The organism is Sphingomonas sp. PAMC 26621 (assembly GCF_000251145.1).
In the GTDB taxonomy this organism is placed as follows: domain Bacteria; phylum Pseudomonadota; class Alphaproteobacteria; order Sphingomonadales; family Sphingomonadaceae; genus Sphingomonas.
On record NZ_AIDW01000036.1, the window covers coordinates 126485 to 150840 of the forward strand.

Sequence of the window (24356 nt, forward strand, 5' to 3'; positions counted from 1 at the left end):
ATTTCCCCCTCACTTCCACCTCATGCCAAAGCATGATAATCGAAGCGGGCCGCAACGGTGGTTGCACACCGCGCGGCCCTAACCACCATCGCACGGAGCGCGACAATGGCTGACCTAGATATTAGCGCAACTTCGCGCGTTACGGAACACTCTCAAGCGGCAACGCCTGATACCCGGAGCCCCCACCGGTATCTCGTTCTCGATAGCATGCGCGGTATCTGCGCATGCATCATCGTGTTGCTTCACCTCAGCACCCAAGGATATATCTCGAACAGTCAGTTTGTTCGGAACGGTTTCCTGTTCGTGGACTTCTTTTTCGTACTAAGCGGGTTTGTGATTGCGGCCAGCTACGGAAGCCGCCTCTCCAAAGGGTTCTCTCCGGTAGCTTTTATGGCTCTGCGACTGGGCCGAGTTTACCCGATGCACCTTGTAATGCTGGCGCTGTTCTTGGCGTTCGAGATCGCCTTCGCGGTATCGTCAACGCAGTTTGCAGGCCGCGCTCCCTTCTCCGAGGTTTACGGTCCGGGTCTGCTGGTAGCGAATTTGGCCCTGGTGCAGATTTTCTTTGGCCCCGATCGCACAAGCTGGAATGCGCCTAGCTGGAGCATTGCTGCCGAGGTGTGGACCTATCTGGTTTTTGCGATGATCTTTCGGCTCGCCGGACGCTGGCTCGTACCGATCTGTGCGGCGATTGCCGTCGCGAGTTGCCTCTACCTCGCCATGCTGACCGATCGCTATCTTGAGGTATTTCACAACGGCGCTTTTGCCAGGTGCCTCTACGGCTTCTCGCTCGGCGTAATCGCCTATGCGGTTCAGCAGCGCATCCGATCATCGGCAAGCCAGAAGGGGTCTCAGGGTTTGTGGACGCTTGGTGAAGCTGCAATGGTCGTGGCCGTTATCGCAGCGGTCACGTTCTCCGGGCCTAGCGTTTCCTCTCTCGCGATCCCGCCGCTCTTCCTACTTGTGATCCTGCTGTTCGCTCAAGAGAATGGCCGGTTGAGCTATATTCTTACCCGCAAGCCCTTCGTATTTGTCGGGACGCTATCGTACTCGATTTACATGATTCACAGCTTCCTCGAGCTGCGGTTCGTCAACGTCATTTCCGCGGTGGGACGGATCATACACCGCCCGCTCGTGGTATCGGTTAGCGGCCACAACGAGATCGGCTTCGGTCCGTTATTTGGTGATGCGATGTCGCTGCTGATGCTTGCGATCACCATTGCCTGCGCCATCCTTAGCTACCGCTGGATCGAGCAAAAAATGAATGACCGGACCCGTAAATGGGTGGCATCGCGTTTCCATACCGGAGTGCGCGCGAGCGAGGATGCAGCGCCTACATTCTAATAATTCGGCACTATGGCGATGGGCACAGGTAAGGTTCTTTCCACCGCCATAGTGTGCCTTCCGAATATTATGCGTTCGCCGCCACCGCCGCGATCATCGGGCTGGTGCGATCCAACTCGTCGCTCTGCGACTGCCACGGAAGCTGCAATCCGGCACGACCGTACCAGACGGCATTCCCGCCGACCAAAGCGCGGTAACGCTGCAAGTAGCGCGCCACCGCCGTTCCAGCGCGGCTGTCAGACCGGATAGCTGACATCAAGGCCTGCGACGCAGTGCTATCGGGCCAACTGATCAACGTGTGCGTGTTGAACTCGTAGGACACGAACTGGATTGCATCCACGCTCAGGCCCTTTGACACCAGATATTCTGCCAACTCGTTCTTCCGAGTGCGTGCAAGGTTGACTGCAGTGTCGATCGGATCGTTACGTTAGCATAGAAGGCATCCACGCACGCCGCGAGGTTGGTGGTGTAGAGCGCCTTCGTTCGCGGGGTCCACGTCCCGAAGCCCGCATCGCTGTAGTTGCTCATGGCACTGCCACTGGCCGAGGCATCCCAGTAAGGAGCAACACCGGCCTCCTTGATGACCTTGAAGTTATCGTCAAAGTCGAGCGCGTACTTGATGGCGCTATTAACCTGCTGAATAGCCCACCACAGGAATGCAGGGAGAAGCGTGGAAGTGTCACGCCCGATTGCAGTGTAGGCAGCCTTGGCGATGTTCGACGCCACTACAAGCCGCTGAGAGACCCAGCGCACACGAGCGATGTTGGTGGCATTGGTATCATATACTACCTGCCAGTAGGCGTTCGTGGCTGCCGTAACATTTGCATTGGTATCGTTGGCGGTGACAGGTTGCAGAGCCTTCCACAGCTGATAGCCAACGCCGGGGATATTCCCGAGAACGGTATCGCCGGTGGCGAATGCGCGGGTTGGGGTTGCCGTCTTAGCCGAGCCGCTCACGTTGAAGTTGGCGTCCAGAGGGAGCGGTGTGATAGGAACTGCCCCAGCGGTTGTGGCGGAGATGGTCAATCCTGCCCGAACGCCTCGATCTGCCGAGTCATACCACTGGCTAAATTTGTCGTTCCAGTGCTCGTTGACGAACTCGATGTGGACCGGAAGGCCGGGGTTGAGGTTCGCTGCGATGTAGTCGAACTCGGATCGCATCGAGTCAGCCGTCTGGTCGAGGAACATGCATAGCCACAGGTCCTGTCCCGTCTGGTTGCACAAGTCCACGGCCATGGCCACGGACATGCGGAAGAACTGCTGGACGTTGTTAATCGTCTTGGTGCCGCCGTTGTTGTTGACAGGCCGAGCATCCATCATTCGGAAGATTTTACTCTTCGCAAATGCCATACTTGCGACGACCTCATCGGTGACAAGCTGGTTGGGCTTGGTGTCACCCTTGAGCTTCATCGTTGGACGGAAGCCCATCGTGGTGGCAGTTTTGCCGGTCGGAATTCCGCTGAAATTAATTTCAGACTGCGGCTGTCCGGCAGTGATCGTATAGTTCGTCTTTACGACCAAATCACGGGCTTTGTTATTGGTATCAAACTGGTATTCAGTACCAATTGTGTAATAGTTACCATCAAGATTGTTTGTACCGGCTGCCATACCGTTTGGATATACGATCGGGTAAGTACCGAGTCGCGCCCAGTAATACGGCAGGATCATACGGATAGAACTTTCACCAGCCTTATAGCCGTTGATGTATCCGTTCTTATCTACACCATCCAAGCCGTCATCGCTGTAACCCCAATCGACGTAGCTGCTACCCTTGCGGTAGTCGGAGCGCCGCACTTCGTCCCGGGCATAATCATTCCCGCTGTAGTACGAATAGTTGCCGTCCTGCTGACCAACACGCAGCGGGAAGATCGTCTGGCGCGCAGGGATCGCGAAGTTAAGCGCCCCGAAGGATGTGGGGTTGGAGGCATCGCGGACGTAGAACGTCGACGGGCCTGCGGCACCGGCAGGCAGCGTCGCGCTAAAGCTGTAGGTCTGGCCGCTGATGCCCGAGAAATTCGTCCAGGGCGTGACAACCGTGCCATTTGCGAGGACGACCGCATACTGAAGCTGCGCGATCGTGCCCGTGAACGTCCCGGATACAGTGGTCGTAATCTGGGAAGTGGCCGCGAGGGGGTCCGTGGCGTTCACAACCGAGACAACCGAAATAGCCGTGACATGGTTGTCGTAGATGTTGAGCGCGCGGGTGATCGGGCGCGGATAGGCTGTCGAGCTTGTGTTCTGCGCCCCGCCGATAGCCAAGGCATTCACGGCAGGAACGTCGCGAACGTCCAGGCCAAGTCCACCGCTGGCAGACGCAGACTGCGACATCTCTGCATCGTTGATGTACATTCGCATATAGCCGTTGATGATGGCAAAACGCAGCTTCGAGCCATAGGCCAACGTACCGAAGTTAATGAAGCCCGTGAGAGGAGTGCTGACGCCCCCCACCTTTTTCGAGGGCGTGAAGCCGTGGTAGCCCATATCCACATTGATGTGGTTGTTGGCGTCCGTGTAGCGCAGGCGGTTCAGGCGAACCGACCCAGGATCATCCAGCGGGCTGGTTACATAATCCATGTACACTTCAAGCTCGTGATCGGGGCCTGCCGTCGCGTGCTTCCACAGATCGTTGGCAGACAGGCCGGTGGCTACCAGTGCCCCGCCTTGGATCTTGAGCGTGTCGCTCCCGCCGACAACCTGCGTCCATCCCGCATACCCATTCAGCGAGGTATTGTCCGGGGCCGCAGACAAAGGAGCGGCGTAAGCGAGGGTCCGCAGCGCGGTCATCATCACATTGCTGAAAACGGTCACCCCGCCAACAGTGTCGCCCCGCGCGATGAAGTGGCCATCATCGAGCGTAGAATTCCAGGTATAGGTAGATGTCGTGACCGCCGGGGACATGGCGACCCCATCGCGATACCAGTTGGTCGCGATGGTCGGGTTTCCAGTCCACACCGACGACGTCGAGCTGATCGTGTTCCCGTTGATCGGTGTCCCCGAGATCGCGGGATAAGTCGTGGGAACCGGCGCGCCCGCGACTGGGGTAGCGCTTTGGATAGCCGAGGTCGGACCTTCACCAACCGAGTTGACGGCAGAAAGCGCGTAATACCGGATTGTGCCGTTCGTCAGGCCCGTTTCGATATAGGGCGACGCCGACATGATCGTGCCGACCAACGTAAGCGTACCTGGCGCTGAACCGGCATACAGCTTGTGCGCGGTAATAGCCGCACCGCCGGTAGCGCCATCGTTCCAAGTAAGGGTGTTCTGCGCATTGCCGGGCGAAACAGTGAGCGTTGGAGCTGCGGGAAGGGTCGGGCTTGGCGTAGGTGTCGGCGTTGGGGTCGGAAGCACCGACACCACGTTTCCAACCACTGGCGCGGCCAGGCCGAGCCCCTGACCGGTCTGAAGCACCAGCAATGGCACCATGACACGCGCCAGTCGGTCTTTTGCAGGGCCGTGCTGGATCACCGCGGCAACGGATGCACCACCTCGATCGTGCGCCTGCCATCAGGCTGCCGGCATCCGCCGGGTTGGCGGGGGCAGCCACGCCAGCGCGAACGCATACCGAGGCAAGCGCATCGTCGAGCGTCAGACGATGGGGCGGGTTGCCGGGAAAGCGGGAATCCCAAAGCAGAATGGTCTTCATCGGTAGATCTCCGGAAAGGAACAGGGAGGAAAATTAAGGGCGCGTGCAGGTGACGATCGCGGCGTCCGCACGCTCGCCGTAGCCGCCCGGGCCGCTCCACTCCGCGAGCTTGGCTCCGAGGACGGCAGCTAGGCGCGCGAGCGACGTCGGCAGCGCGCCGAGCGGCACGGGCCGCGCGGGCCGGGTCACGACGCAGGGACGTTGTACCTCGCGCGTGACGGTCACGGTCTTGATCTGGACCGCGGGCGGCGTAACCTTGGCGGCGCACCCGGCAAGCGCCAGCGCGGCGATGATAGCAAAGCGCATCACAGTCCCTTCAGGTTGTTGAGCAGCGCGGTCGGTGCGGCGCAGTCGGGCGAGGTCGGCAGCGTTGTGGCCAACTTCAGCAGCGTGTCGGTCCGGCCCTTGTCGGCGTCGCGCCGCGCGTCCGCCGTGGCGACGTTGGCAGCGTTCTGCGTCTTGCTATCGGCGAAGGCGTCCGCGCGCGCGCGCTGTCCGCTTCCTTGGCTGCAAGCGCTGCCTCGAGGTCCTTGATCGACGCGAGGTTGATCGCGTTCTTCTGGATCTCGGCATCGCGCTCGGCGACGTGCTGCGCATCACGCGCGTGGCACTGGGTAGCATCGGCGCGGGCGAAGAAGACGGCGATCGCGAGCACGGTCATGCCGACCCCGCCAACGATCGCCTGCCAGTATTTGGCGAGGAAAAAGCTCATGCCGTGCCCCCGTTAATTTGATCAGCAGCGTCTGCCGCCGCGCCCGCAACCTTGTCCGCAGCCTGCCCGCGTCGCCGCCGGTGCGCAGCTTCAGCCCCCAGCCCTCCGCGTCGATCTTGGCTTTCAGATCGCGCGTGACGATCGTCAGGAACGCGATCGCGACGACTCCGAGCAATCCGACTGCGGTCCACCCGAGCCACTTGATCAGTTCCATCTCGATCGACGTGCAATCAGCGATCGAGCTAGTTGCGAGCTTCGTGTCGGCCACGCGGACGCTGCACCATTTGACGGGATCGGACAGGATCCAGATCAGCCAGGCGAGGAAAGCGAGCAGCACCGGCAGACCGACGATGATGGCGATCGACGTCCACGACTTGCGACGGTTCGTGACGATGCTCATCGGGGGAACTCCGGCAGGTCGACCGTCTGACCCGACAACGCGTGCGTGCAGTCGCCCAGAAACTGGATGCGGCCATCAGTGACGAAGCTGTGGCATACTTCGGGAGGTCGCCCGGTTCGCGCTGGAACGCGAGATCAACAGCCCGGCCGGTCGTCACAAGCACGGAAGGTGTCAGCGTTGGGCGATCTAAGTCGCATTCCAGCCCCAGGCCGGACGATCGAGCCCCTCCTTGATCGTGCAGACATGCGGGGAGTTGCAACCTGGGCAGTGGAAGGCGAGGCGGGAATGGTCCGAGTTCCAGAGGACTGCTCGCTCACCGCGAATTTGGCGCGCGCCCATCACTGCGCCGCCAGCGCAGCGGCGACGTCGGCGCGAATATCGACCCGCACCGGCTTGCCGGGCAGGAAGCTCGGCTTGCTGACTGGGTAGACGTTGACGATGCCATCGAGGTGCTTCCAGCGGCCGTCGAAGAACAGGGCAGCTTCGTCCATCCGCCGTTGCTTGAGATCGCCGTCGTTCAGGTAGTGCGTCTCGAGGAACTTCCGCGCCTCAGCGACCTTGCCCGCCAGAAACACGCCCACTCAAGTCGTCGCCGCGATCGCGCCGGTGTTGTAATGGATCGACAGCGCCGCGGCGAACTGCGCCTCGGTCAGGGCGCGGCCCTTGAACGCTGCCAAGACCTCGGGCCCGTATTTGGTGCGCAGCAGCCAGATATAGACCTCGAGCACGCGCTCGATCGTCGCAGGCTTGTCCTTGTACCGATCGACCAGATGCCCGGAAGCGTCCGTCACGCCGACGCCCCATGTGCCGACTCCGACGCTGTCGCGGTACCATTCGCGGACGATGCCCTCGGCACCGACGAGTTCGCACGCGATGCGCGCAGTGATGCATCCGTTGATCGTCATGATCTCGGTTTCCCTTCGATTGGTTTGAAAGCGCGCAGCAGGTGCGCGGTCGGCTGGAGGTGTCAGTCTGCCTTCATCATGGTCTCGGCCAGGTGGCCGATCTCTTCCGCGCTTGTGAACGCGGTCGGCAGGATCTCGCGGAGCAAGACACGCGCTTGACGGGCTACCGAATTTCCGGGCGACACCCGCTCAAGCTCATCGATCACGAGCGTCAGCACGAACCGCTGCTGTCCAATCGGGATCGTCTGGCCGCGATTTGCGCCTCAGCGATCGTCATGCGCCGGGACTGCGCATCCTTCGACTGCTTAAGGGACTCGATGTCCTTCCACATCTCGGCACGCATGCGTTCCTCGGCATCGATGTCGATCTTGCGCCAGCCCCCGCGGTTCTTGATCCATGCGACCAGCGCCCCGCCGCCAAGTAGCAAATTGATGAAACCGAAGATCGCACCCCAGCCGATGGGCAGCCCGACCAGGTCCGGGGCATGGTTACCGGTCATGCTTTTGGTACCAAAGCGAGCCGGCACCCATAACCAGGGCAAGGATGAGGGCTGTCGTGTATGAGAGGACGGCGTGCACTCGAAACAGGAACGAAAGCCGGTTCAGTGCTAGAAGGAAAACGATACCCCAAACCGGGTCGAGATAGCGCCCCCGGCGTCGAAATATCCGTGCGACGGCCGGCGAAAGACAGCCGAGGCAAATCAGCCACGCACCAACGGCTGCGCCGCGAAGCGCATCAGCAAGCAACATCACGGTAGCTCCTATTATTTCGGCGCCATGCCCAGGAAGGCCGTCTCGATCGCGCGGGCGCAGTGCCCCGACTTCGATCCGAGCAGCATGAAGAGGTGGTCGATCGCCCAGGCGCATGGCTTGCCCCACCAGGCCCCCGCCATCGCCGCGCGCCCGACGCGCGAGCTTATCGTCTCGTCGGCCGAGGGGCAGTTACCGCCGAAGATCAGGTAGTAAGGCCCGGCGAGCAGCACGTAGGCGAACTGGTCGATCGCGATCAGGATCTGGATGATCCAGCGGCCGAGCCGCTTCATAGCGCCGCGATACGGTCGTAAGTGGCAGCGCTCACCCAACCCTTGCTGACCAGGTAGCCGAGGCCCTCGAGGGTGCGTGCGTCCTTGGGATCGATGTTGCCGGACGCGGATTGCGCCCGATCATAGATCAGCTTCGCTAGGGGATCCGACATCGTCGCCGTGACGATCGCGACCTGCTCTACCAACGGGAAAAGGTCGACCCACTCGTTGAAGGTGTATCGGACCGACACCGGCAGCGTCACGGCTCCCGGCACCAGCACGTCGTCGATGACGTGCCAGCCACGCGGATCCGTCGACGGATCGAATTCGATGTACGCAAACCCGGTCTCGGCATCCGGCACGATCTCTGCCGATATCGTCCCGATCACGGTCCCGGTTGCGATCTCATAAAGGGCAAGGTGGTTCATAGCGCGGTCCAGTAGACAGAGCATTGAGGATTCTGGACGATTGCCCAAGTTCGGTCTGTCGCGCGCGTGGCGACTCGCCAGCGGATCGTCAGGCCTCCCCAAACATTCAGGATGCGGATGACGAAGTTGTCTAGCCGGCCGGCTGGGCCAAACCCGGGGGTCGGCAGGCGGACGCTTGCCAGCACGCTGTTATCGGCCGCGTTCAGGATTTCGAACGACGCATAGATCGAGCCGGTCGCATCGGTCGTTGCCGCGATATTGCCGGTGAAAGTTAGGTAGACTGACCCACCGGACTTGATCGCCATATCGGCACCGAGATTGGGGATATAAGCGATCGAGGGCGTGCCCGCGCCGCCGTACGTGCCCGAGACGCTGCCAGAAGTCGTGGCCGTCATCGTGTTGCGGTCGAGTTCGTTGATCGTCGCCTGATCGAGCGTCGACAATCCGCCCTGGTTGACGAACGACGCCGCCATATTCTCGATTGTACGGTCCGCGAGCGGATCATTGGGGCCTGGCGAATAGGGCGGCAATACCGTCTGCGTCTTCGGGATGACCCCCATGCCGGGCTCCGTCAGGAACAGATACGGGTTGTTGCCCCCGTTGCCGATCATGCGGACCATCAGGATCGCCAAGGCTGCTGTGTCCTCGACAATGTCGTACAGCCCTTCGACGGGCGGACCGAAGTTTGCGGGGTCGCCGAACTGCCCGCCGCCCTGCCGCCCGCCATAGACGCTCGGCGCGTTCAAGAGCTGACCCACCTTGTTGAAGATGAGCAGGAACAGCTGCGCGATAGAACGATGCGGGGCTAGAAGGGCGCGGAAATACGCGCGGTCGCCCTTCTTGACAGGCATCATGTACCCGTTGCCGCTCGCGAGGCTGTCCCCGCCCCATGGCCCGGGGGACCAGAACACGTCGATGTAGTCGTTGTTGTTCCCGTCACCGCGGAGAGTGTCGGTGTAGGTCGCATACGCCACGTTCCTCAACCCCGAGTAGTCGGCGTTGAGGTTGAGTCCGGTGTTAAGGATCGCCGTGGGCGAACCGTTCGATCCATTCGGAGTCACCAGTGCGGACCGAATACCCGGGCGGAGGCCCTGGAGTCCGCGGACAAAGCTGGACAGGACGAACTGGTTCACGCCGGTCGCTACGGTCGTTCCGGTCGCCGCCGAATATTGGAACCAATAAGCGCTTCCGGGACCGGGAGGGTTACCCGCCGTGGGTGTCGTCGCAGTGTAGAGCCAGGTCGACCCATCATCGAGGCTGACAATGTTGCCTTCGCGGTAAGTCGTCAGGCCTAGATATGCCCCGAGCGGCACAAGCGGCGCGGTGAAAGCGATGTCGGACAGCGCGTGGACCGTCCATGCGCGTTCCGCACCGATCGAAATCTTCTGCCATGGTGCTGCGACGTCGATCTGGCTGACCGACGACACCGGTGGCAAGGCGCTGCCGTCCGCGGCGAGCGTGGTGTTGGCTGCGCCGATCGCGACGGGGGCCACGAACAGCTTGCCCAGCCACGACACACCCGCGACCGCGTTTACGCTCGCCGCGATGCTTTGGATCAACTGGCGCGCGGTAGTCTGTTCCTCGATATAGATCGAGATCGGATATGGCCGGGCGGCGTCTAGCGCGTCGAGGGACACATCGTCGATCTTGCCTGCGCCACCGGAAAAGAGCGCAATACGCCGGATGATTTGGCCTGGCAGCCGCGCCCAGCCGTCCTGGCCGGCTGAGTCGCCGCCGACTAGAAAACTGATCAGGCCGGCAGGAGGTGCACCGAAACGGGCCATCCCGACTGCCTTAGCGGTTGCCCAGCGACCTGCAGGGATCGCGGCTCCGATTAGAGCGGCATAGGAAGCATAGTCGCCGACCGAAGGTGCGAACCGGTTCAGCTTCTCGAGCGCCGTGTCGATGCTGCTGATCGCGTTATATGCCGAGATCTGGAACACGTTGTTGATGCTGTCGATCAGCTTCCCCGGGACGTAGCGTGGAGCGCCCAAAGCCAGCGGCTTCGTTTGGCCCTTCATCGTAGCGGCCCCCTCCGCGCCGCTCGTGCCTGCATATGTCGTGAGCAGCGCTGTATCGAGCCACTTGTCGTCGACCGCGAAATCTACAGCGGCGGTGCCGTTTTCGATCTTCGGCTGCGAGGAGATGCGACCGTCGAACCGCAACGTCCAGTTGTCCGGGCTGCCGCTCGTGACCCGAACTCGCGCGTCAGCAAAGGCGTAGCGCGCGAAACTCGGCCATGGCTCCGTTTGCATGATCAGCGACGATGACGGCGCGGTGATCTGACCTTCGAAAGCGCCATCAAATAGGTCGTATCGCAGCGCCGGAAGCTTCGCCAACGCAGGCCACCATACAGAGGGACCGGGTGCATGGCAGGCATCGGTGTCGTCATGGCTGCTGGCATAGAGCGATACGGGCGCGCCTGCGACAGGGTCATAGGCGTTGATTTCGACAAGGACCGCCATCAAAAGATGCTCACGAGATTGGCCTTGGCTTCGAACGCCGCCGCATTACGCCAGGTGTGACCAAGGTCGCCGACGAGCGCGCCGTAATAGGCGCGGTTCTGCCGTTGCGGGTCTGGCGCGGGGTCGGTCAGAAGTGCGACCATTTCCGTGTTGCCGATCTGCTCGAGCAGCGGTTGCGTTACGGCTTCGACCTCCGCCTTGCGGATATTGGAGAAGGTCAACCCGACCGTGCGCAGCTTCTTGGCGCGCCGGCGCAGCAATACGCCGCGCGCGGAGAAATCGAGCGAACCCAGATCGCGAACCCCGAATGCCGCGCCGTAGTTGAAATTGCGATCGAGCTGTATCCGCTTGCCAATCACCATGCGCGCGATCGTTGCGGCACCCGAAGGCAAGCCAATTACTATCCGCCAGTATCTACCAGTGATCGCAGCACCTGGTGCTTGCCACACGGAGACCCCGTTACGCGAAGTCGGCATTTCCGAACCTGCGAGAAACTGCTGAACGTTGCCCGCGGTGTAAGCACCCGGGTTGAAGACAGACCCCTGTGCCTGCGTCGCAACGTCGATCGACATCGTCCATGCCGTTGTCGCGCCCGCTGCGCCGAAGACCATTATGGTGTCCGCAGTGATGTCTGACCCCATATCCGCAACCAGCGCATGGCTTGACGATGCGGCCGCAACTGCCGACGTCCATACAACGCCAGCATAGTCGTTGCCGACAAATACAGGCTCTCCGACAGAGGTCGAACTAGCAAACGCCGCCGTAATCGGCAGCGGTTTGACGATCCAAGCATTCGCCATCGTTCACCCGTACAGTTCGTAGGTGGTCGTCTCGGTTTCGAGATCGAGCTCGACCCGCGCGACAAGGAATGTGCCGTCCACGCTCTGATCTGCGTCGACCAGGCGCACCTGCGGCAGGCCAGTCGACACCGATGGCCAGATCACGTCGGCAACGCCCACTGCGAACCGCCGGCGCTCAACCCCGATCAGCGCGCCGCGTGCAGTTGCCACCGTGGCCGATTCGCCAACGGCATCGAAATAGCCGGTTGACGGGCTTACGCTGCCGTCCCGCGCGGATGGATAGCGCGCCGCAATCGCGGTGTTGGCGAACGTGCCGGTCACGACGTCGCGCGATGCTGCCGCGATGTCCGCGGGAAGCGCACTCATTTGAGGAAGGCCCGCGGCGCGGAGATGAACCCGCCGGAGCCTCCCCCGGTATTGTCCGCGACCTGTTGCATCAGCGTCGCGATCTGCGCGAGCAGGCCGTTGGTGTCTTCGGTCATCTGGTTCCCCGTGTTAACCCCAGCGGCTGTGTCGGCCGCCGCTTTCGCCGTCGCTTCGGCGAACGGCGATGCGACTGCGGCCGTGATGGGAACAGCATTGTCGATCGACGAGATCGCCTTGTTCGTGGCCGCCTGGATCTCATCGAGCGCCTTGAAATAACCGTCGGTCGAGCCGAGCAGCTGCCGTTCAACGTCGAGGAACGACTTGGCCGCGTCCTGATATTTCGTCTGGTCCACGGCTTGGCCCGAATTGATCTGGTCGAGGAACGGCTGCAGCTGCGCGCGCGCGGTCGCTTCCTGATCGCGGAGCGAATAAGCCGACCCGCTGCCGACCTTCAGGCTGGTCATGAAGTCCTTGAGCGACTGGCTGGCGCTGTCGGTGCTGTTCTTCACCTTGTCCAACTGGAGCGTGTAGAGCTGCTGCGCCTGCGCCATTTGCTCTGTCGTCGCGCCACCTTCCTTCAGCGCGTTGACCGTCTTCTGCCATTTCAGGTTGAGCGCATCGATCGCTGCCCCGACCGGGTCGAGCGCTGCCTTCAGATCGCGCGGGACCGCCTCGATCAGCAGTGCCTTCGTGATCGCCGACTGCAGATCCTGCCCCGATGCGAGGATCGTCTGGCTGGCCTTGCTGATCCCGTTGATGACGGCATTGCTGATCGAATAACGCACCGCATACTCGATCGCGGCTTGCTGATCGCTGCCGAAGTCCTTCAACGTGCTGTCGCTGAAATTATTGTAGTTGAGCGACTTGGTCGTGGCTGTGGTGGCGACGCGATACTTGCTGTCGAACGTTCCAAGCGTCAGCGCCGGCAGGCTCTTGATCGTCGCGCCGAGCTGCTCTGCGATAGAATTGATGCCGGACGCAACCGAAGAGGCCACGCCAGTCGCCGCCGCAATCGCCTCCCCGCTCGTGCCGCTTCCTTTGTTGCCGGTTACGGTCCCGGTGCCGTTGAGCGAAACGCTCGAAGTGCTCCACTTCGGGCTATTGAATAGCCCGCCAACGACGCTGCCCAGAACGCCACCAAGCACCGCCCCGATTGGCCCGGCTGCTCCACCCAGCGACTTCAGCAACCCCGAAGCACCATCACCGATCGTCTTGCCCAGCGCCTTACCGGCAACCTGACCCAGTGCACCGCCGATGCCGGACGCGAGCGGATCGCTCTTCCCCCCGGTGATCGAGGAGAACACCGAACCGCTAAGCCCGCCAATGCTCGCGCCCTTCAGGACATCCGGCAGCGTTTTTTTAAGCCCGGCAGTAAGCGTCTGTGGGAGCTTTATACCGAGACCGTCCAAATTCTTGACGAACCGGTCGAACCCGATACCAAACACCCCGCTCGCCGTAAGCAGCTTCTCGGCACTGCGGTCGATCTTGCCAGTAACGACGATATCAGCCGCACCGTCCGGGCCGGGGCCGGATACACCGTTACCGCGCGACAGTAGGTCGTTCAGCGATCCGGTAGGTCCCGTGACACCGTTGCCCTTCATCAGCTTGTCGAGCAGCTCGGGTGCGATCCCGCCGTTATCGTTTGCCGCACCGCTGGCAAACGATGCCGATGCCGATCGGAAAGCGCGCGTCAGTTCGTCGAGCGCGGACACGTTATCGTTCGCGCCAATTCGAAGCACCTTGGCCGCATCGGTCGCCTGGCTCTCTAGAATTTCTGCCGGCGTCTGCCGACCAGTCATCTTACGGATATAGCTCTCGATATCGCGATCGATGCCGCCGAACAGCTGGTTGCTGATCAGATTGCGTTGCAGCGACTTGAAGTCGTTGACGATGCCGCCAAACAGCCCCTTCACGCCATCTGCAACGCGCCCATCTTGCAAGTCGCCGATGAAATCGTCGAAGGTACGGCGCACGTCGCCGAGCGAGTTTTCGTACACTCCGATGACACGGCGCTGATCCTCGATCTGACGGGTGATCGCTTCCTGCTGTTGCGCACCGCGGAGGAGTGCAGCGAGGTGTTCGGCATCGAGTGGGCCTTGCTGTTCCTGCAGGCGGATAGCGGCCTGCAAGGCGTCCGCCTCGGCGTCACGGCCCTGGAGCTGAAGGCGCTGCACCGCAACGCCTTCCTGCTGGTGCTGGATGAAGTCCTGAAACGGCCGGTCGAGACCATCACGGATATGACCCTTGGCAGCCTGCGCATCGGCGATCAGCTTGTCGAACCCGGGCGGCTTGCGACGCGTCAGGTCCTTGATCATATTGTCGAGCTTGAGCGTTTCCAGGCTGGCCTTGTCGACCAGGCGTGGCTGCTTATCCCACTCGGCATTGATGCGTGCGATCGCCTCGGCAGCGGACTCCGCTTCGCGGTTCTGGTCAGGCGCAACCTTCGGCTTCTTCGGCGTCTTCGGTTTGTCGTCAGCCTTGTAGGGTTTCAGGTCGTCGGGGACTGGACCGCCATTCACGACGCCAAGCGCCTGTTTCATCGCGTTCTGGTCGTTCAGCGCGGTGCCGAGCGCCAGAACCTGCTTCTTCACTTCCATCACGTCACGGCCTGCGCTGCCTGCGCTAGCCCCGATCTTGGTCATGGTTTGGTCGAGCGACGCATTGAAAGCGTTGTTGGCTGCGGTGACAGCAGCCGGCGATGCCTTGGGATCGTTCAGAACTGCGGCATAGCTCTCTGCGGCGGTCTTGTACGCGTTCAGATCTCGCGTCAGCGGGCCGAGCTGGTTGATCCGCTTGCCGACCGAGCCCATCAACGATTCGACCGGCCCGGTCATGGTGTTGCTCGAAAGCAAGGCCTTGCCGAAATCGACGAGGGTTTCCCCGGTCCCAATGGTCGAGGAACCTTTGAGAGCGGTCGCGGCCGATTTCTGGTCTTCCTGCGCCTTGAGAATGCCAGCTTGCGCCTGGAGCTTGATCGTCTGGATCAACACCTCATTGTGGGTCTTGAGCTTGCCAGTCGCGAGATCGATCACCTTGCCGATCACCGACTCCGCATTGCCAAACGAGTCAGCCGCAGTGGCCGCGTCCGCGAGGGATTTTGCCAGCTTTTCGCCGCCGTCGCTGCCCTCGAATAGCTTCAGCACGAAGGGAGCGGTAACCACCGTCGCGGCAGTCAGAACAGCGCCCCAAGGCCCCCCAAGGAAGCCGATCAGGCCCTTGGACTCGCCGGCCATGAGGCCGATTGCCTGAATGACCTGTGACCCCTGCTGCGCGAAGATCGTCATGGGCGAAATTCCGCCCTGGAAGCTCGTTGCAACGTCGTTCAGCTGGAAACCGAGTTGCTGCATGCCGGCACGTTGCGCACCCGCGCTTACAACGACCTGCCGCCCCGCATCAGCATAGCCGCGCGTCGCATCAGAAGTATGCGTCAACGCCGTGGTGGCGCTGGTCGTTTGGTTCAGTTCGCGCTGCACCTCCTGCAGCACGACAATGCGGTCGCGATGAGCGGACGCCTCACGCTCGGCTGCGATTGATGCAACTGCCGATGCGTCCGCTTCCAGTCGCAACGCTTCGGTGCCGACGCGCCCGCTACTGGACGCGGAAAGCTGTGCTTGCGACAATTCGCGTAGCGCAATCGCATGCTGGTCCGCCTGATGCGCCGCTTGCGATAGTTGAGCAATCTCTGACGACAGATCGAGCGATCCAGCGGCGGTACGCGGCATCGTGATCGCGGTCTGCGCAGATTTCTGAACCTCGGCAAAGGCCGATACAAACGGCTGGCGAATATCATTGGCCGCGCGCGTCATTCTGCCGGTGATCTCGGCTGCAGCTTTACCGCTTTCGGACGAGAATTGCTGCGCGTTCAACTGGAGGCGCGCGATAATGTCGGTCTGTGCCATGCGTTCCTCCTCTCGTTCAGGGTTGCGTGATTGCGCTTGCGGCAGCGAGGAAGCCCCGCACCATTTCACCTTCGGACGCCGCGACGATCGGCTCGACCGCGAAGGCGTTGCGGAACTTCACCAGGGGCAGCAGCACGAAGATTGGAACCGTCGCGCTAGCCCGGCCCGCCGCAATTCGACGGGCTGTGTTGCCGCGCGCGATCTGCTTGCGTCCGGACAGAACCGCATCGACGGCAACCAGCAACGACGGCTTGCCCGGGCGGTAAACGAACTGAAGCCGCATGCCGGGATTGCGGCGCTCCCATTCCCCCGGGGTCAGGTCGCGCCCTCTTCCGCGTGGTCCCGCCGCAGGCAACGGGATGGCGAGAAACTGGCCGCCCTTGCCCCGGATTGCGCCGGGCTGCGTCCAAAACTGGATTGCCCCACGTGTCCTCGACCCGCCCTTCAACCAGATCGTGCCGACCGGGTTCTGGGCCGGGCCGCTTTGCGGGAACCGTGAAGACTGCCATGCCCGCCAGAGCTTGCCCGGCACCGCCGCCTGTGTTGCGGCCTCGAGCTTTTTCTCCAGGCTGCGCGTCGCTGTCGAAACCGCCACGGTCCCCGCCGTGAGGTACCGCCGCACCAGCTTATCGGTGTCTTTGGCGATCTTCGCCGCATCGATCGAGAGATCCGCACCGTTATTCGGCATCGGGCTTCTCGTGCTGCTCGATCAACATGAAGGCATCCATCAAGGCTGCAGGCTGTTCGCCTGGGCTTCCCGGGCAAGGAAGTGGCATGCCGCCCAACGGGGAAGCGTACCGACGGCAGGCAAAGTAGAGGTCTACGACTGGCCAGATTTCCGGAGGGAGCGCGAGCCGCGGGTTCTCTTTCCAGCGCCGCTCGCCGATTTGCCATCCGCCGTCGACGGTGCGTCCGAACGCGAAGTCGTCGGGCCGTCGTCGGACTGTGACGGCCGCGGCGAGTTTCCCGCCTGATCCGCACCGTATTGCAGGGAATAGGCGCGGTTCCCGGCTACTAGTAACTCTAACGGCTGGAGCTTGGCGAGCGACTCTTCGGTGATCTGCCCGTCGCGACCACGCGCATACGGAACCGGGTCGCCGGCATCGGTTACGACATTGTCCCAGCCTGTGCAAAAGCGGCGCAACGCGACGATCGGCGCGATCTGGTTGCGGCGCTCGAGCTGCGCCACCAGGTCGCGATATTCCGGCCAGTGTTCGGCCAGAACGGCGCGCATCTCGACCAGAACACGCTTGTCCTCTTCCGTGAAGTCGTCGGTCTCGTTCGCCGCTTCCGCTTCGATCAAGCCCTGAACACGGTCCAGTTCGGGATCGTCCGCAAGCAGGGTGGCGATGCCACTGCGGATTGCGATCATCAGCTCATAGCCGAGGATCCGACCGGCACGGTGCGGCCCGGCCAGTTCAGCTTCCATTTGGCCGCGCTCGATGACCGAGGCTGCGCGGAGGTTGAACACCGGGGCGTTCGGCTTCCCTTCCAGCCACGCGGGCGTGAAGGGAACCGTCTCGGTCGTGCTGGTGACGATCATCAGTAGAACACCAGGTAGCCGTCGGTGTCGCGCGTCACTGCATCGCGACCGATTGTCAGGACCTGCAATCCGGTATCTTCCGACGCCAGCTTGCCGCGCGTGCCGTTGTCGCTGCTCACCGGCTGCGCCTTCGGCAGGACCAGCGCCCAGCGGTTACCCAACTGCGAACCATGGCGCAGCACCGCAGGCATGGTCACGCCGTTGCCGATGTCGCTGACGGTGTCACGGTTGGCGACCAGCGTGGCAAGCGGATCGACCTTCAGCATCTTCATGCGGTCGACGACCTGCCCGGCACCGAACCCGTAAATCGTGTTGGGATCGTCCGGCACTTCGATCTGGCTGCCGGGATCGAGCGACCAGGTGCTGATCGTCAGCGGCTTCATGTTCATGGACGCTGCCGGCGACTTGGACGACCCCTGCACCAGCACCGGGGCGGTGTGGCCAGCGATCACCAGAGTGGTCGGCATCGCGGCGTCGACCTTGCCCTGATAGACACCGGTCATATTGAAGGTGCCGTAGCCGGGACGCGCGCTCTTGCCATCGAGCGCAACCGTTCCGCGGCAGCCGGTGAACTTGCGCAGCGTGCCGTCGATGTAAATGTAGACCGTCGCTGACGGCTGGTCGACGAGCCGGGCCGCGCCGTCGATCGGCGACGTGTTGGCATAGGTCCAGTTCGCCGGAACGGAGACGCTGGTCGAGGCGTCGAGGGGCGGGGTGAAGGTCTCCGACAGGGTCGCAACACGCGCCGCAGAATATTCGATGATCGCCGGCGCAGCGCCCGCGCCGGTGCCTGCGCCGATGAGCAGCAACATACCGAGCAATGCCCGCACAGTGCTGGGGAAGCTGGCAGGCAGGGTCACGCTGTTCGCGCCGCCGGCGGTCACCAATGCCGCGACGATCGCCGCCGTGAACTGGCCACGCATGCCGCAGGCCTGGAACGCCGGATGCAGGGGCGGCTTGACGGTCGCGCTGTAGATCGCGCCTGCGCCCGCGCCCTTGATGCGCGACTTGAAGGAGAAGGTCGACGCCTGCCCGATGATCAGCGGCGCGCCCGCGACGAGCGAGCCGGTTGCTTCGTTCGCGGCCTCGTTGGTCCACGGGTTGTTCGTCGTGACGGAGTCTGCCTCGACCGGGATCGCGTCAACCGCCGGATCCGGCTGAGCGTCAACGTTCTCGATCGTTTCGAGCTTGATCAGGACCGCAACGTTCGTCGGTCGGATGGTCTGGTCTGCCATTATGGTCTCCTATGCGGGCTGGGCGGGATCATCCCGACGGGTTGCGTATGTGAGCGAGAAATCGATCGCGAAGCCGAGGCGCGGCTTGTCGGCTAGCGGTGCAACGGTGATCCGCATGTCGCCTTCGTCCAGCGTCTCGACGAGCCCGCCGAGGGGCGGGTCGGTAACCAGCGCGGCGACCGTCGCGGCGTAAAAGTTGTTGAGCGCGAGATAGGCGGCTTGCCCGCCCGGCTGCTCGAGGTATCCCTCGACCGTGAAGTCGATCTGATAGCGAGTGATGCCCGCCTCCAGTTCGACGATCGATTGACCGTTGTCGAAAATATGGCGCGCCGGAAACTCGACCGGATCGGACGATGGCATCAGCTCGGTTTCGGCAGTGTCGCCGATCGCGGTGAGGCGCGCCAAGATGTCGAGGAAGATATCGGAACGAACAGCGGTCACGCTGCGATCTCCAATGTCACGACCCAAGCACCCACATCATCACGGTCGACCACCTCGGTCACGGCCCACACCTTGCCGCGTCGAGTGATCCGGGTCTGTTTGTTGGGGCGCGTCGGGACTGCAATCTGTTCGATCTCTGCGGTCTTCGTGCGGGTCGTGTTGCCCGGTCCCTGAAAGGCCTCCCCCGGCTCGTCCGACCAGATCACCGGCAGGCCGAAGATCGTGGCGGATTCGAAGCCTACCGCCGGGAGATAGTCGACAGGCTCGGACATGGCGGCGCGGATCGCCGCGAGCGCTGCCGCCTCGCCGTCCATTATTCCGCAGCGTCCTTGGCAACGGCGAGCGCTGCAGTTTCAGACACGGCAACACGAATGCCGACTAGCGCCTTGGCGCATTCGGCGGAAATCTGTTCAGGGTTATCCCCAATCTCGAGCGTCGCGCCGGCATCGACATAGCCGCCGTCGTTCCGCACGGCAGCACCGTACAGTGTGATCTTCTTCATGGGATATTCTCCGAAAATAGCGGACGGCAGGGCACTTGCCGAGCCGCCCGCCAGTCTGCGCCAGGGGGCAGAAAGCCGACGGGTTAGGAAACCTGCCCAGTCAGCAGCACGCGCCCCACGGTGTCGGCCGATGCCTGCGCCTGCGCTACGACACCAACCAGCGTGTTGCTGGTTGCAGTGGTCGTGAGGTTGAAAGCCGCATTGTCCCAGTAGACTTTCTGGCCTTGGGTCCACGCTCCGGCTGCCTTGGCGAGATCCCAGACCCCGACCCGGCGCGCTTCGACCTGCGATCCCGATGCCGCATCGGCGAGCGCGACGGCGAAGAGTGCGCCGACTAGCAGTCCGCTACCCGACGAGACCGCGCGCGGCGCGATAAGGGTGAGAGTTTCACCCGGCTGCACATAGTTCTTGGCCATGAGACTTATTCCTTGCTTGGCGCGGGCTTACGGGTCCGCGACTTGGGTGCTGCCTCGGCAGCGGGTTCGGCTTCCGGGTCAGCGACAAGCGCAGGCTCCGCGGCTCCGAGGTCAGCTTCGGCAACCATCGCCTCACCTGCGACGGGTTCGGCTTCGGCCGCCGGCGCTTCCAGCGCGGTCAGGTGCGCTTCCGGCTCGGCTGCATCCGCAACATGCTGCGGTGCGACTTCCGATTGATGCGGATTGTCCGTTGCGGGGGCCTCCTCCATGCCACCGGGCGCACTGATATGCTCGACCGGCGCAGCATCATTCTGATTGGAGGTGAAATCGTCGGTCACATCGACCGCAACGGCATCTGCGAACAGCTTGGTCGCTTCGTCGGTTTCGGTGTGGATCACCCCCTCGGAGGGGTGACGCAGAACCCCGCCCACGTAGGCCGAGGTCAAGAGCTTGATGAAACGCATAGGGTATCTCCTGCTGATCAGCGGAGCGACCAGAGCCGCCCCGCGTCGCGGTTCCGCGATTAAGCGCCGGGCTGCTTGTAGCCCGAGCGCCAGTTGACGGCGCCGACGCCGTAGTCGTGGCGGACCTTCCATTCGACACCGTCAGTCCGCCACCCGTCCTGGCTGTCTGTGAACGGCTCGGTCACGCCGTTAAGGAACACGACCTCGAGCGTCGGCGACACGCTGGGGTCGGCGAAGGCGTAATAGGCAGTACCGGTAAGGCGCGGCGTATCGACGATCGTCGAGAACAGGCCATTGACGATGTTCGGCACCATGAACTTACCGGTCTGGTCCGGGTCGTACTGTGCGCCGTTGAGGCGGCGGGCCGCCCCGCCGAGGCCGATCGGGGCGAGCAGGATCGCCGGATTATTGCCCCCGAGGAACTCGTTGCCCGAAAGGTCCTTCTGCGACGCCATCGCCACGCGGATCGCGTCGAGAGTGTTCACGCCGAGCGCTGCACCGGTCGCGGCAAGGTTGCCGTGCGCCGTAGAGAACAGCTGGTTGCCGTCGTTCATCGTCGGGTTGCTGTTGAGCAGGGCGTAGACGTCGACTTCGATCGTAAGCTTGGCGGCGCGACCGAGATCGACCGCGAGGCCCGAGAATATTTCCATATCATCGTTGACGATCGCCTGTCGCGACAGGCTGATCATGTTGCCGACCGTCTTCGCCTTGATCACTTCCTTGGCGAGATCCGGGATCGGCTTGTTCTTGAACTCGCCAGCCTCATTCACCGTATCGAGTGCGCCGAACGTGCCGCGGAGATACCGGGTGTGCTGCCGGAAATCCATGACGCTGCCGATACCGCAGAACTGGCTCCAGGTGTCGGGGGCCGTGGCGTATGCCGCCTGCAGGATGCGATGGATCGCATTTTCGAACAGGACCGGGAAGTCGCTGGTCGTCTGCGTGATCACCGCACCGCGCGTCGTCATGGCTTCGCGAACGACCGAGTCCGGATCGCGCATCGACCGCGTATTCACGCCGAGGTTGTCCAGCGCCTCGCGTGCCAGATCGGCATTGCGCATGTTGCGGAACTCACCCGGATCGACGCGCGCCTCCGTCGCCGACTTGCCTGCCTTCATCGCTGCCCGTTCGACGAGCGACGCGACACCCGCGCGGACGAGAATGGCGTTGGTCGCGCCTTCACGAAACTTCTCGCGCTGGTCGAGGGTCACGCGCGCCGGGCTGCTGTGCCCGATGTTCGCCGAATCGCCGGCATCTGCGAGCTTGTCGAGGATCTTCTCGCGCGCCACAGCAAGGCTGGTACCGTCCGCGACCAAGCCGTCGATGAAATCCGAAGGCAGATTATGCTTCGTGCCGAGCGCGCGGATCCCGGCAGTGCGGGTGCGTTCCGCCGAGACGGCGTTCTGGATGTCCGCCGCGGTCAGCTGGCTGATGAGAGGATCGGCAGTTGCCGGGGTCAACGCCAATGCGCCACTGGCCGGCAGTGCGTCCCGCGCGTCGAGCGCAATGGCCGAGGCCGTGATCTTGTCGATCTCGGTTTGAGTTCCGCCGTCCTTCTGGAAAGCGGAGATCGCGGCAACCAGCGCCGCGCGGGTCTTGTAGAGGTCCATGGTTTTCTCCTGTGGACGGTGAGGAGCGGACGCGGCCGCTTTGGGCTTGCCGATCATCGCCATTGCGGAGATGCGCGGGGTCTCCGGGGCCTTGCGGAACCCGAATGCTGTGACGTCACAGGCCGCGGCGCTGGACGCCTCGGTCACGGACGTGATGAACTTCTGCTCGAGCGCCTGCTCGCTGGTCAGCCAGGTCTCGGCATCGAGCATGGGCACGAGCTCGTCGGCGGTGAGCCCGGTCTGCCCCGAATAGATGCGGACCAATTGGTCGCGGATGACATCGAGCTTGTCGGCTGCGGCACGCAGCTCGCGCGCGTCGCCGATCGCCACATCCCAAGGGTTGTGGATCATCATCAGCGCATTGTCGGCCATGATGATCTCATCACCCGCCATCGCGATGACCGAGGCCATGGAAGCTGCCAGACCGTCGATATGGATCGTGACCTTGCGGCCCGCCGTCTTCGCACCGATCAGCGCGTTGAAGATCGCCAGACCTTCCATGACGTAACCACCAGGCGAATTGACGCGGACGACCAAGTCATCATCACCGCCTGCGATCAGACCAAAAAGGGTCTTGGCATCGAGCCCGTCCCATTCGTCGCCAACGATGCCGTAAATCAAAATTTCGGTCATTTATGCCCCCTGGGCTGCACCGGACGAACCGGTGTTGGCGGCGTCTGCCGGGTTACCGACCGCGGTGACGCGGCGCGGATCGGAGTCGAAAATGAGGCCAAGCTCATCGAGCTTCTCCGCATCGGCTTTCCACTCAGCGAGGAAGGTATCTGGATCTTCACCCCGTTCGCGTGCCCACTGCGAAATCGTCTTCCCGCCGGCGCGGATCGCATCGCGGCTGGCTTTCACCTCTTCCGATGGGTTGATCATCTCACGGCCCGGCGGTGTCCAACGAACCGTTACACCGGACGTGCTCTCGCCGAGCATTTCGAGTGCTTCGATCATCCATGTGCCTACCGCGCCGCAGAACTGCGGGATGAACATGCCCCACTGCCAAGTCGACAGAGACCGCTGGTATTCGAGCCAGCCCATGCGACCGGATGAGAAATTGACGTTGGAGAGATCGCCCGTCAGAGCCTCGTATGGCGTGCCCAGACCCGCCGCGATCGCGCGGAGCGAAACCTTCGAATATTCGGCATAGCCATCGACTTTGGGCGGGTCCGAAAATTCGATCTTCTGCCCTTTTCCAAGGGTGCTGATCGTTCCGGGATCTACAAAGTCCAGCGCCGGTCCATCGGGAGTCGCTTCGTCAGTGCCAACGAGCGGCGATATGCTTGGCCCCGTCCCATCGTCGTATAGAAAGCCAGCGAAGGCCGCGGCAATCTTCTGTCTCGTCAGTTCTGCGTCTTCGAAGTCGCCGAAATCCTTCATCCGCAGCACGACGGGAGCAAACCAGGTCGCACCGTGCTCCATCTCGGGTCGATCGGCGCGAAAGACGTGGGCGACGTCTGCGGCCGGAACGAACTTTGACGCCAGCGAACTCGGCCGCGAACTCCCGGGGTGGCCGCTGTATAGCCAATATCCCTCACGTGCGCCGAGCGGGTTGAACTGCACGCCGTTGACGACGAAGCCACCGGCCACGCCAGGCGCGGTTGCCAGCGCGCCATGTTTCGACGGATCGATATAATCGGGCTCTAGGACCTGCAGCTGAAATGGCAGGGCCAATCCATCCGAGGTCCGTCGCCAGCGACGACGCATGACTGCGGCACCGCTTTCAACGATCGTGCGGGCTGCTTGCAGCTGGAGGCCGTAAAGGTCGTGCCGCCCACCAGAATCGCATGAAGTCGTGTCGAAGTGTCGCCGCGCGATCGCGTTCAATCGGTTGTCGATCACGCCGTCGCGGTAGACCTGAAAGGTGATCCCGGTTCCGACCATGTTGTTGGCGATGGTCGACACGCCGCGCGCTGCGAACGGATTGTTTCGAACGAGATCCCGCGCGATGCCGCGCAGCGCCGCCATGACTGCTGGCGACAGTTCGCCATTGGCGTCGCGCTGTGTCCGCCGCCAGCCAGCGGAGCGCCGCCCGAACGTCGCGCCGTCATATTCGGCCCGCGTGCCGCGACCAAATGCAATTCGCTGAGCTGGTGATGGCTGCGGAACTGCCTCCGGGGCGCGACCCAGAAGCCGATCAAGAAAACTGCGGGCCATGA

The 24356-nt window shown here is 62.6% G+C and carries 26 protein-coding genes; 1 reads left to right on the forward strand and 25 read right to left on the reverse strand.

Translation table 11 applies throughout. The annotated features are described in order from the left end of the window. Positions 1–105 precede the first annotated feature (105 nt). The gene (locus tag RI03_RS17135; RefSeq protein WP_010218829.1) at positions 106–1344 is read left to right on the forward strand and encodes an acyltransferase family protein; all 1239 of its coding nucleotides are present in this window, start codon (positions 106–108) and stop codon (positions 1342–1344) included. 67 nt (positions 1345–1411) lie between these two features. Here the strand turns inward: RI03_RS17135 and RI03_RS17140 are convergent, their stop codons facing one another. The 25 genes from RI03_RS17140 to RI03_RS17255 form a co-directional block, all read right to left on the reverse strand. Further along, positions 1412–1717, reverse strand: coding sequence for a hypothetical protein (locus RI03_RS17140; protein WP_138995705.1), 306 nt, complete (start codon positions 1715–1717; stop codon positions 1412–1414). Beyond that, entirely contained in the window at positions 1687–4767 is a 3081-nt protein-coding gene (locus RI03_RS17145; RefSeq protein WP_138995706.1) for a hypothetical protein, read from the reverse strand. Before RI03_RS17145 ends, RI03_RS17140 begins: the two co-directional genes overlap by 31 nt. A 253-nt stretch (positions 4768–5020) precedes the next feature. Then, positions 5021–5293, reverse strand: coding sequence for a hypothetical protein (locus RI03_RS17150; protein ID WP_010218832.1), 273 nt, complete (start codon positions 5291–5293; stop codon positions 5021–5023). 76 nt (positions 5294–5369) lie between these two features. Continuing rightward, on the reverse strand, positions 5370–5648 hold the full coding sequence (locus RI03_RS17155) for a hypothetical protein (RefSeq protein WP_010218833.1): 279 nt from the start codon (positions 5646–5648) through the stop codon (positions 5370–5372). Then, positions 5584–6099, reverse strand: a complete 516-nt coding sequence (locus RI03_RS17160; RefSeq protein WP_010218834.1) for a hypothetical protein — start codon at positions 6097–6099, stop codon at positions 5584–5586. Before RI03_RS17160 ends, RI03_RS17155 begins: the two co-directional genes overlap by 65 nt. Before the next feature lie 338 nt (positions 6100–6437). Further along, positions 6438–6680 carry a hypothetical protein gene (locus RI03_RS17165; RefSeq protein ID WP_010218835.1) on the reverse strand — a complete coding sequence of 81 codons (243 nt, stop codon included), beginning with the start codon at positions 6678–6680 and terminating at the stop codon, positions 6438–6440. After that, complete coding sequence (locus RI03_RS17170) at positions 6681–7004, reverse strand: glycoside hydrolase family protein (RefSeq protein ID WP_010218837.1); 324 nt, start codon at positions 7002–7004, stop codon at positions 6681–6683. 62 nt (positions 7005–7066) lie between these two features. After that, a complete protein-coding gene (locus tag RI03_RS24145; protein WP_170318394.1) occupies positions 7067–7222 on the reverse strand; it encodes a hypothetical protein in 156 nt (51 codons plus the stop codon). Further along, positions 7216–7503, reverse strand: a complete 288-nt coding sequence (locus RI03_RS17175; protein WP_010218838.1) for a hypothetical protein — start codon at positions 7501–7503, stop codon at positions 7216–7218. The genes RI03_RS24145 and RI03_RS17175 overlap by 7 nt, the downstream gene beginning before the upstream one ends. Before the next feature lie 264 nt (positions 7504–7767). After that, the gene (locus RI03_RS17180; RefSeq protein WP_010218839.1) at positions 7768–8046 is read right to left on the reverse strand and encodes a hypothetical protein; all 279 of its coding nucleotides are present in this window, start codon (positions 8044–8046) and stop codon (positions 7768–7770) included. Then, on the reverse strand, positions 8043–8453 hold the full coding sequence (locus tag RI03_RS17185; RefSeq protein ID WP_010218840.1) for a hypothetical protein: 411 nt from the start codon (positions 8451–8453) through the stop codon (positions 8043–8045). Before RI03_RS17185 ends, RI03_RS17180 begins: the two co-directional genes overlap by 4 nt. Continuing rightward, positions 8450–10918 (reverse strand): hypothetical protein, encoded by a 2469-nt coding sequence (locus tag RI03_RS17190; RefSeq protein WP_010218841.1) that lies wholly within the window; start codon positions 10916–10918, stop codon positions 8450–8452. Before RI03_RS17190 ends, RI03_RS17185 begins: the two co-directional genes overlap by 4 nt. Next, positions 10918–11280 (reverse strand): hypothetical protein, encoded by a 363-nt coding sequence (locus tag RI03_RS24765; protein ID WP_238542428.1) that lies wholly within the window; start codon positions 11278–11280, stop codon positions 10918–10920. The genes RI03_RS17190 and RI03_RS24765 overlap by 1 nt, the downstream gene beginning before the upstream one ends. A gap of 441 nt (positions 11281–11721) precedes the next feature. After that, positions 11722–12084 (reverse strand): hypothetical protein, encoded by a 363-nt coding sequence (locus RI03_RS17200; RefSeq protein ID WP_010218844.1) that lies wholly within the window; start codon positions 12082–12084, stop codon positions 11722–11724. Continuing rightward, positions 12081–15983, reverse strand: coding sequence for a phage tail length tape measure family protein (locus RI03_RS17205; protein ID WP_010218846.1), 3903 nt, complete (start codon positions 15981–15983; stop codon positions 12081–12083). The genes RI03_RS17200 and RI03_RS17205 overlap by 4 nt, the downstream gene beginning before the upstream one ends. Before the next feature lie 16 nt (positions 15984–15999). Then, on the reverse strand, positions 16000–16671 hold the full coding sequence (locus RI03_RS17210; RefSeq protein WP_010218847.1) for a DUF6441 family protein: 672 nt from the start codon (positions 16669–16671) through the stop codon (positions 16000–16002). A gap of 132 nt (positions 16672–16803) precedes the next feature. Then, the gene (locus RI03_RS17215) at positions 16804–17526 is read right to left on the reverse strand and encodes a hypothetical protein (protein WP_010218848.1); all 723 of its coding nucleotides are present in this window, start codon (positions 17524–17526) and stop codon (positions 16804–16806) included. Then, positions 17526–18761: a hypothetical protein gene (locus tag RI03_RS17220; RefSeq protein WP_010218850.1), complete on the reverse strand. Its 1236-nt coding sequence runs from the start codon at positions 18759–18761 to the stop codon at positions 17526–17528. Before RI03_RS17220 ends, RI03_RS17215 begins: the two co-directional genes overlap by 1 nt. A 9-nt stretch (positions 18762–18770) precedes the next feature. After that, positions 18771–19202 carry a hypothetical protein gene (locus tag RI03_RS17225; protein WP_010218851.1) on the reverse strand — a complete coding sequence of 144 codons (432 nt, stop codon included), beginning with the start codon at positions 19200–19202 and terminating at the stop codon, positions 18771–18773. Beyond that, a complete protein-coding gene (locus RI03_RS17230; protein ID WP_010218852.1) occupies positions 19199–19516 on the reverse strand; it encodes a head-tail joining protein in 318 nt (105 codons plus the stop codon). Before RI03_RS17230 ends, RI03_RS17225 begins: the two co-directional genes overlap by 4 nt. Beyond that, positions 19516–19704, reverse strand: a complete 189-nt coding sequence (locus tag RI03_RS17235) for a hypothetical protein (RefSeq protein WP_010218853.1) — start codon at positions 19702–19704, stop codon at positions 19516–19518. The genes RI03_RS17230 and RI03_RS17235 overlap by 1 nt, the downstream gene beginning before the upstream one ends. A gap of 83 nt (positions 19705–19787) precedes the next feature. Then, a complete protein-coding gene (locus tag RI03_RS17240) occupies positions 19788–20120 on the reverse strand; it encodes a DUF2190 family protein (protein ID WP_010218854.1) in 333 nt (110 codons plus the stop codon). A 5-nt stretch (positions 20121–20125) separates the two neighbouring features. Then, complete coding sequence (locus RI03_RS17245) at positions 20126–20584, reverse strand: hypothetical protein (RefSeq protein ID WP_010218855.1); 459 nt, start codon at positions 20582–20584, stop codon at positions 20126–20128. Positions 20585–20643: 59 nt separating this feature from the next. Next, entirely contained in the window at positions 20644–22827 is a 2184-nt protein-coding gene (locus RI03_RS17250) for a ClpP-like prohead protease/major capsid protein fusion protein (protein ID WP_010218856.1), read from the reverse strand. Continuing rightward, positions 22828–24354, reverse strand: a complete 1527-nt coding sequence (locus RI03_RS17255) for a phage portal protein (RefSeq protein ID WP_081504247.1) — start codon at positions 24352–24354, stop codon at positions 22828–22830. Positions 24355–24356 lie beyond the last annotated feature (2 nt).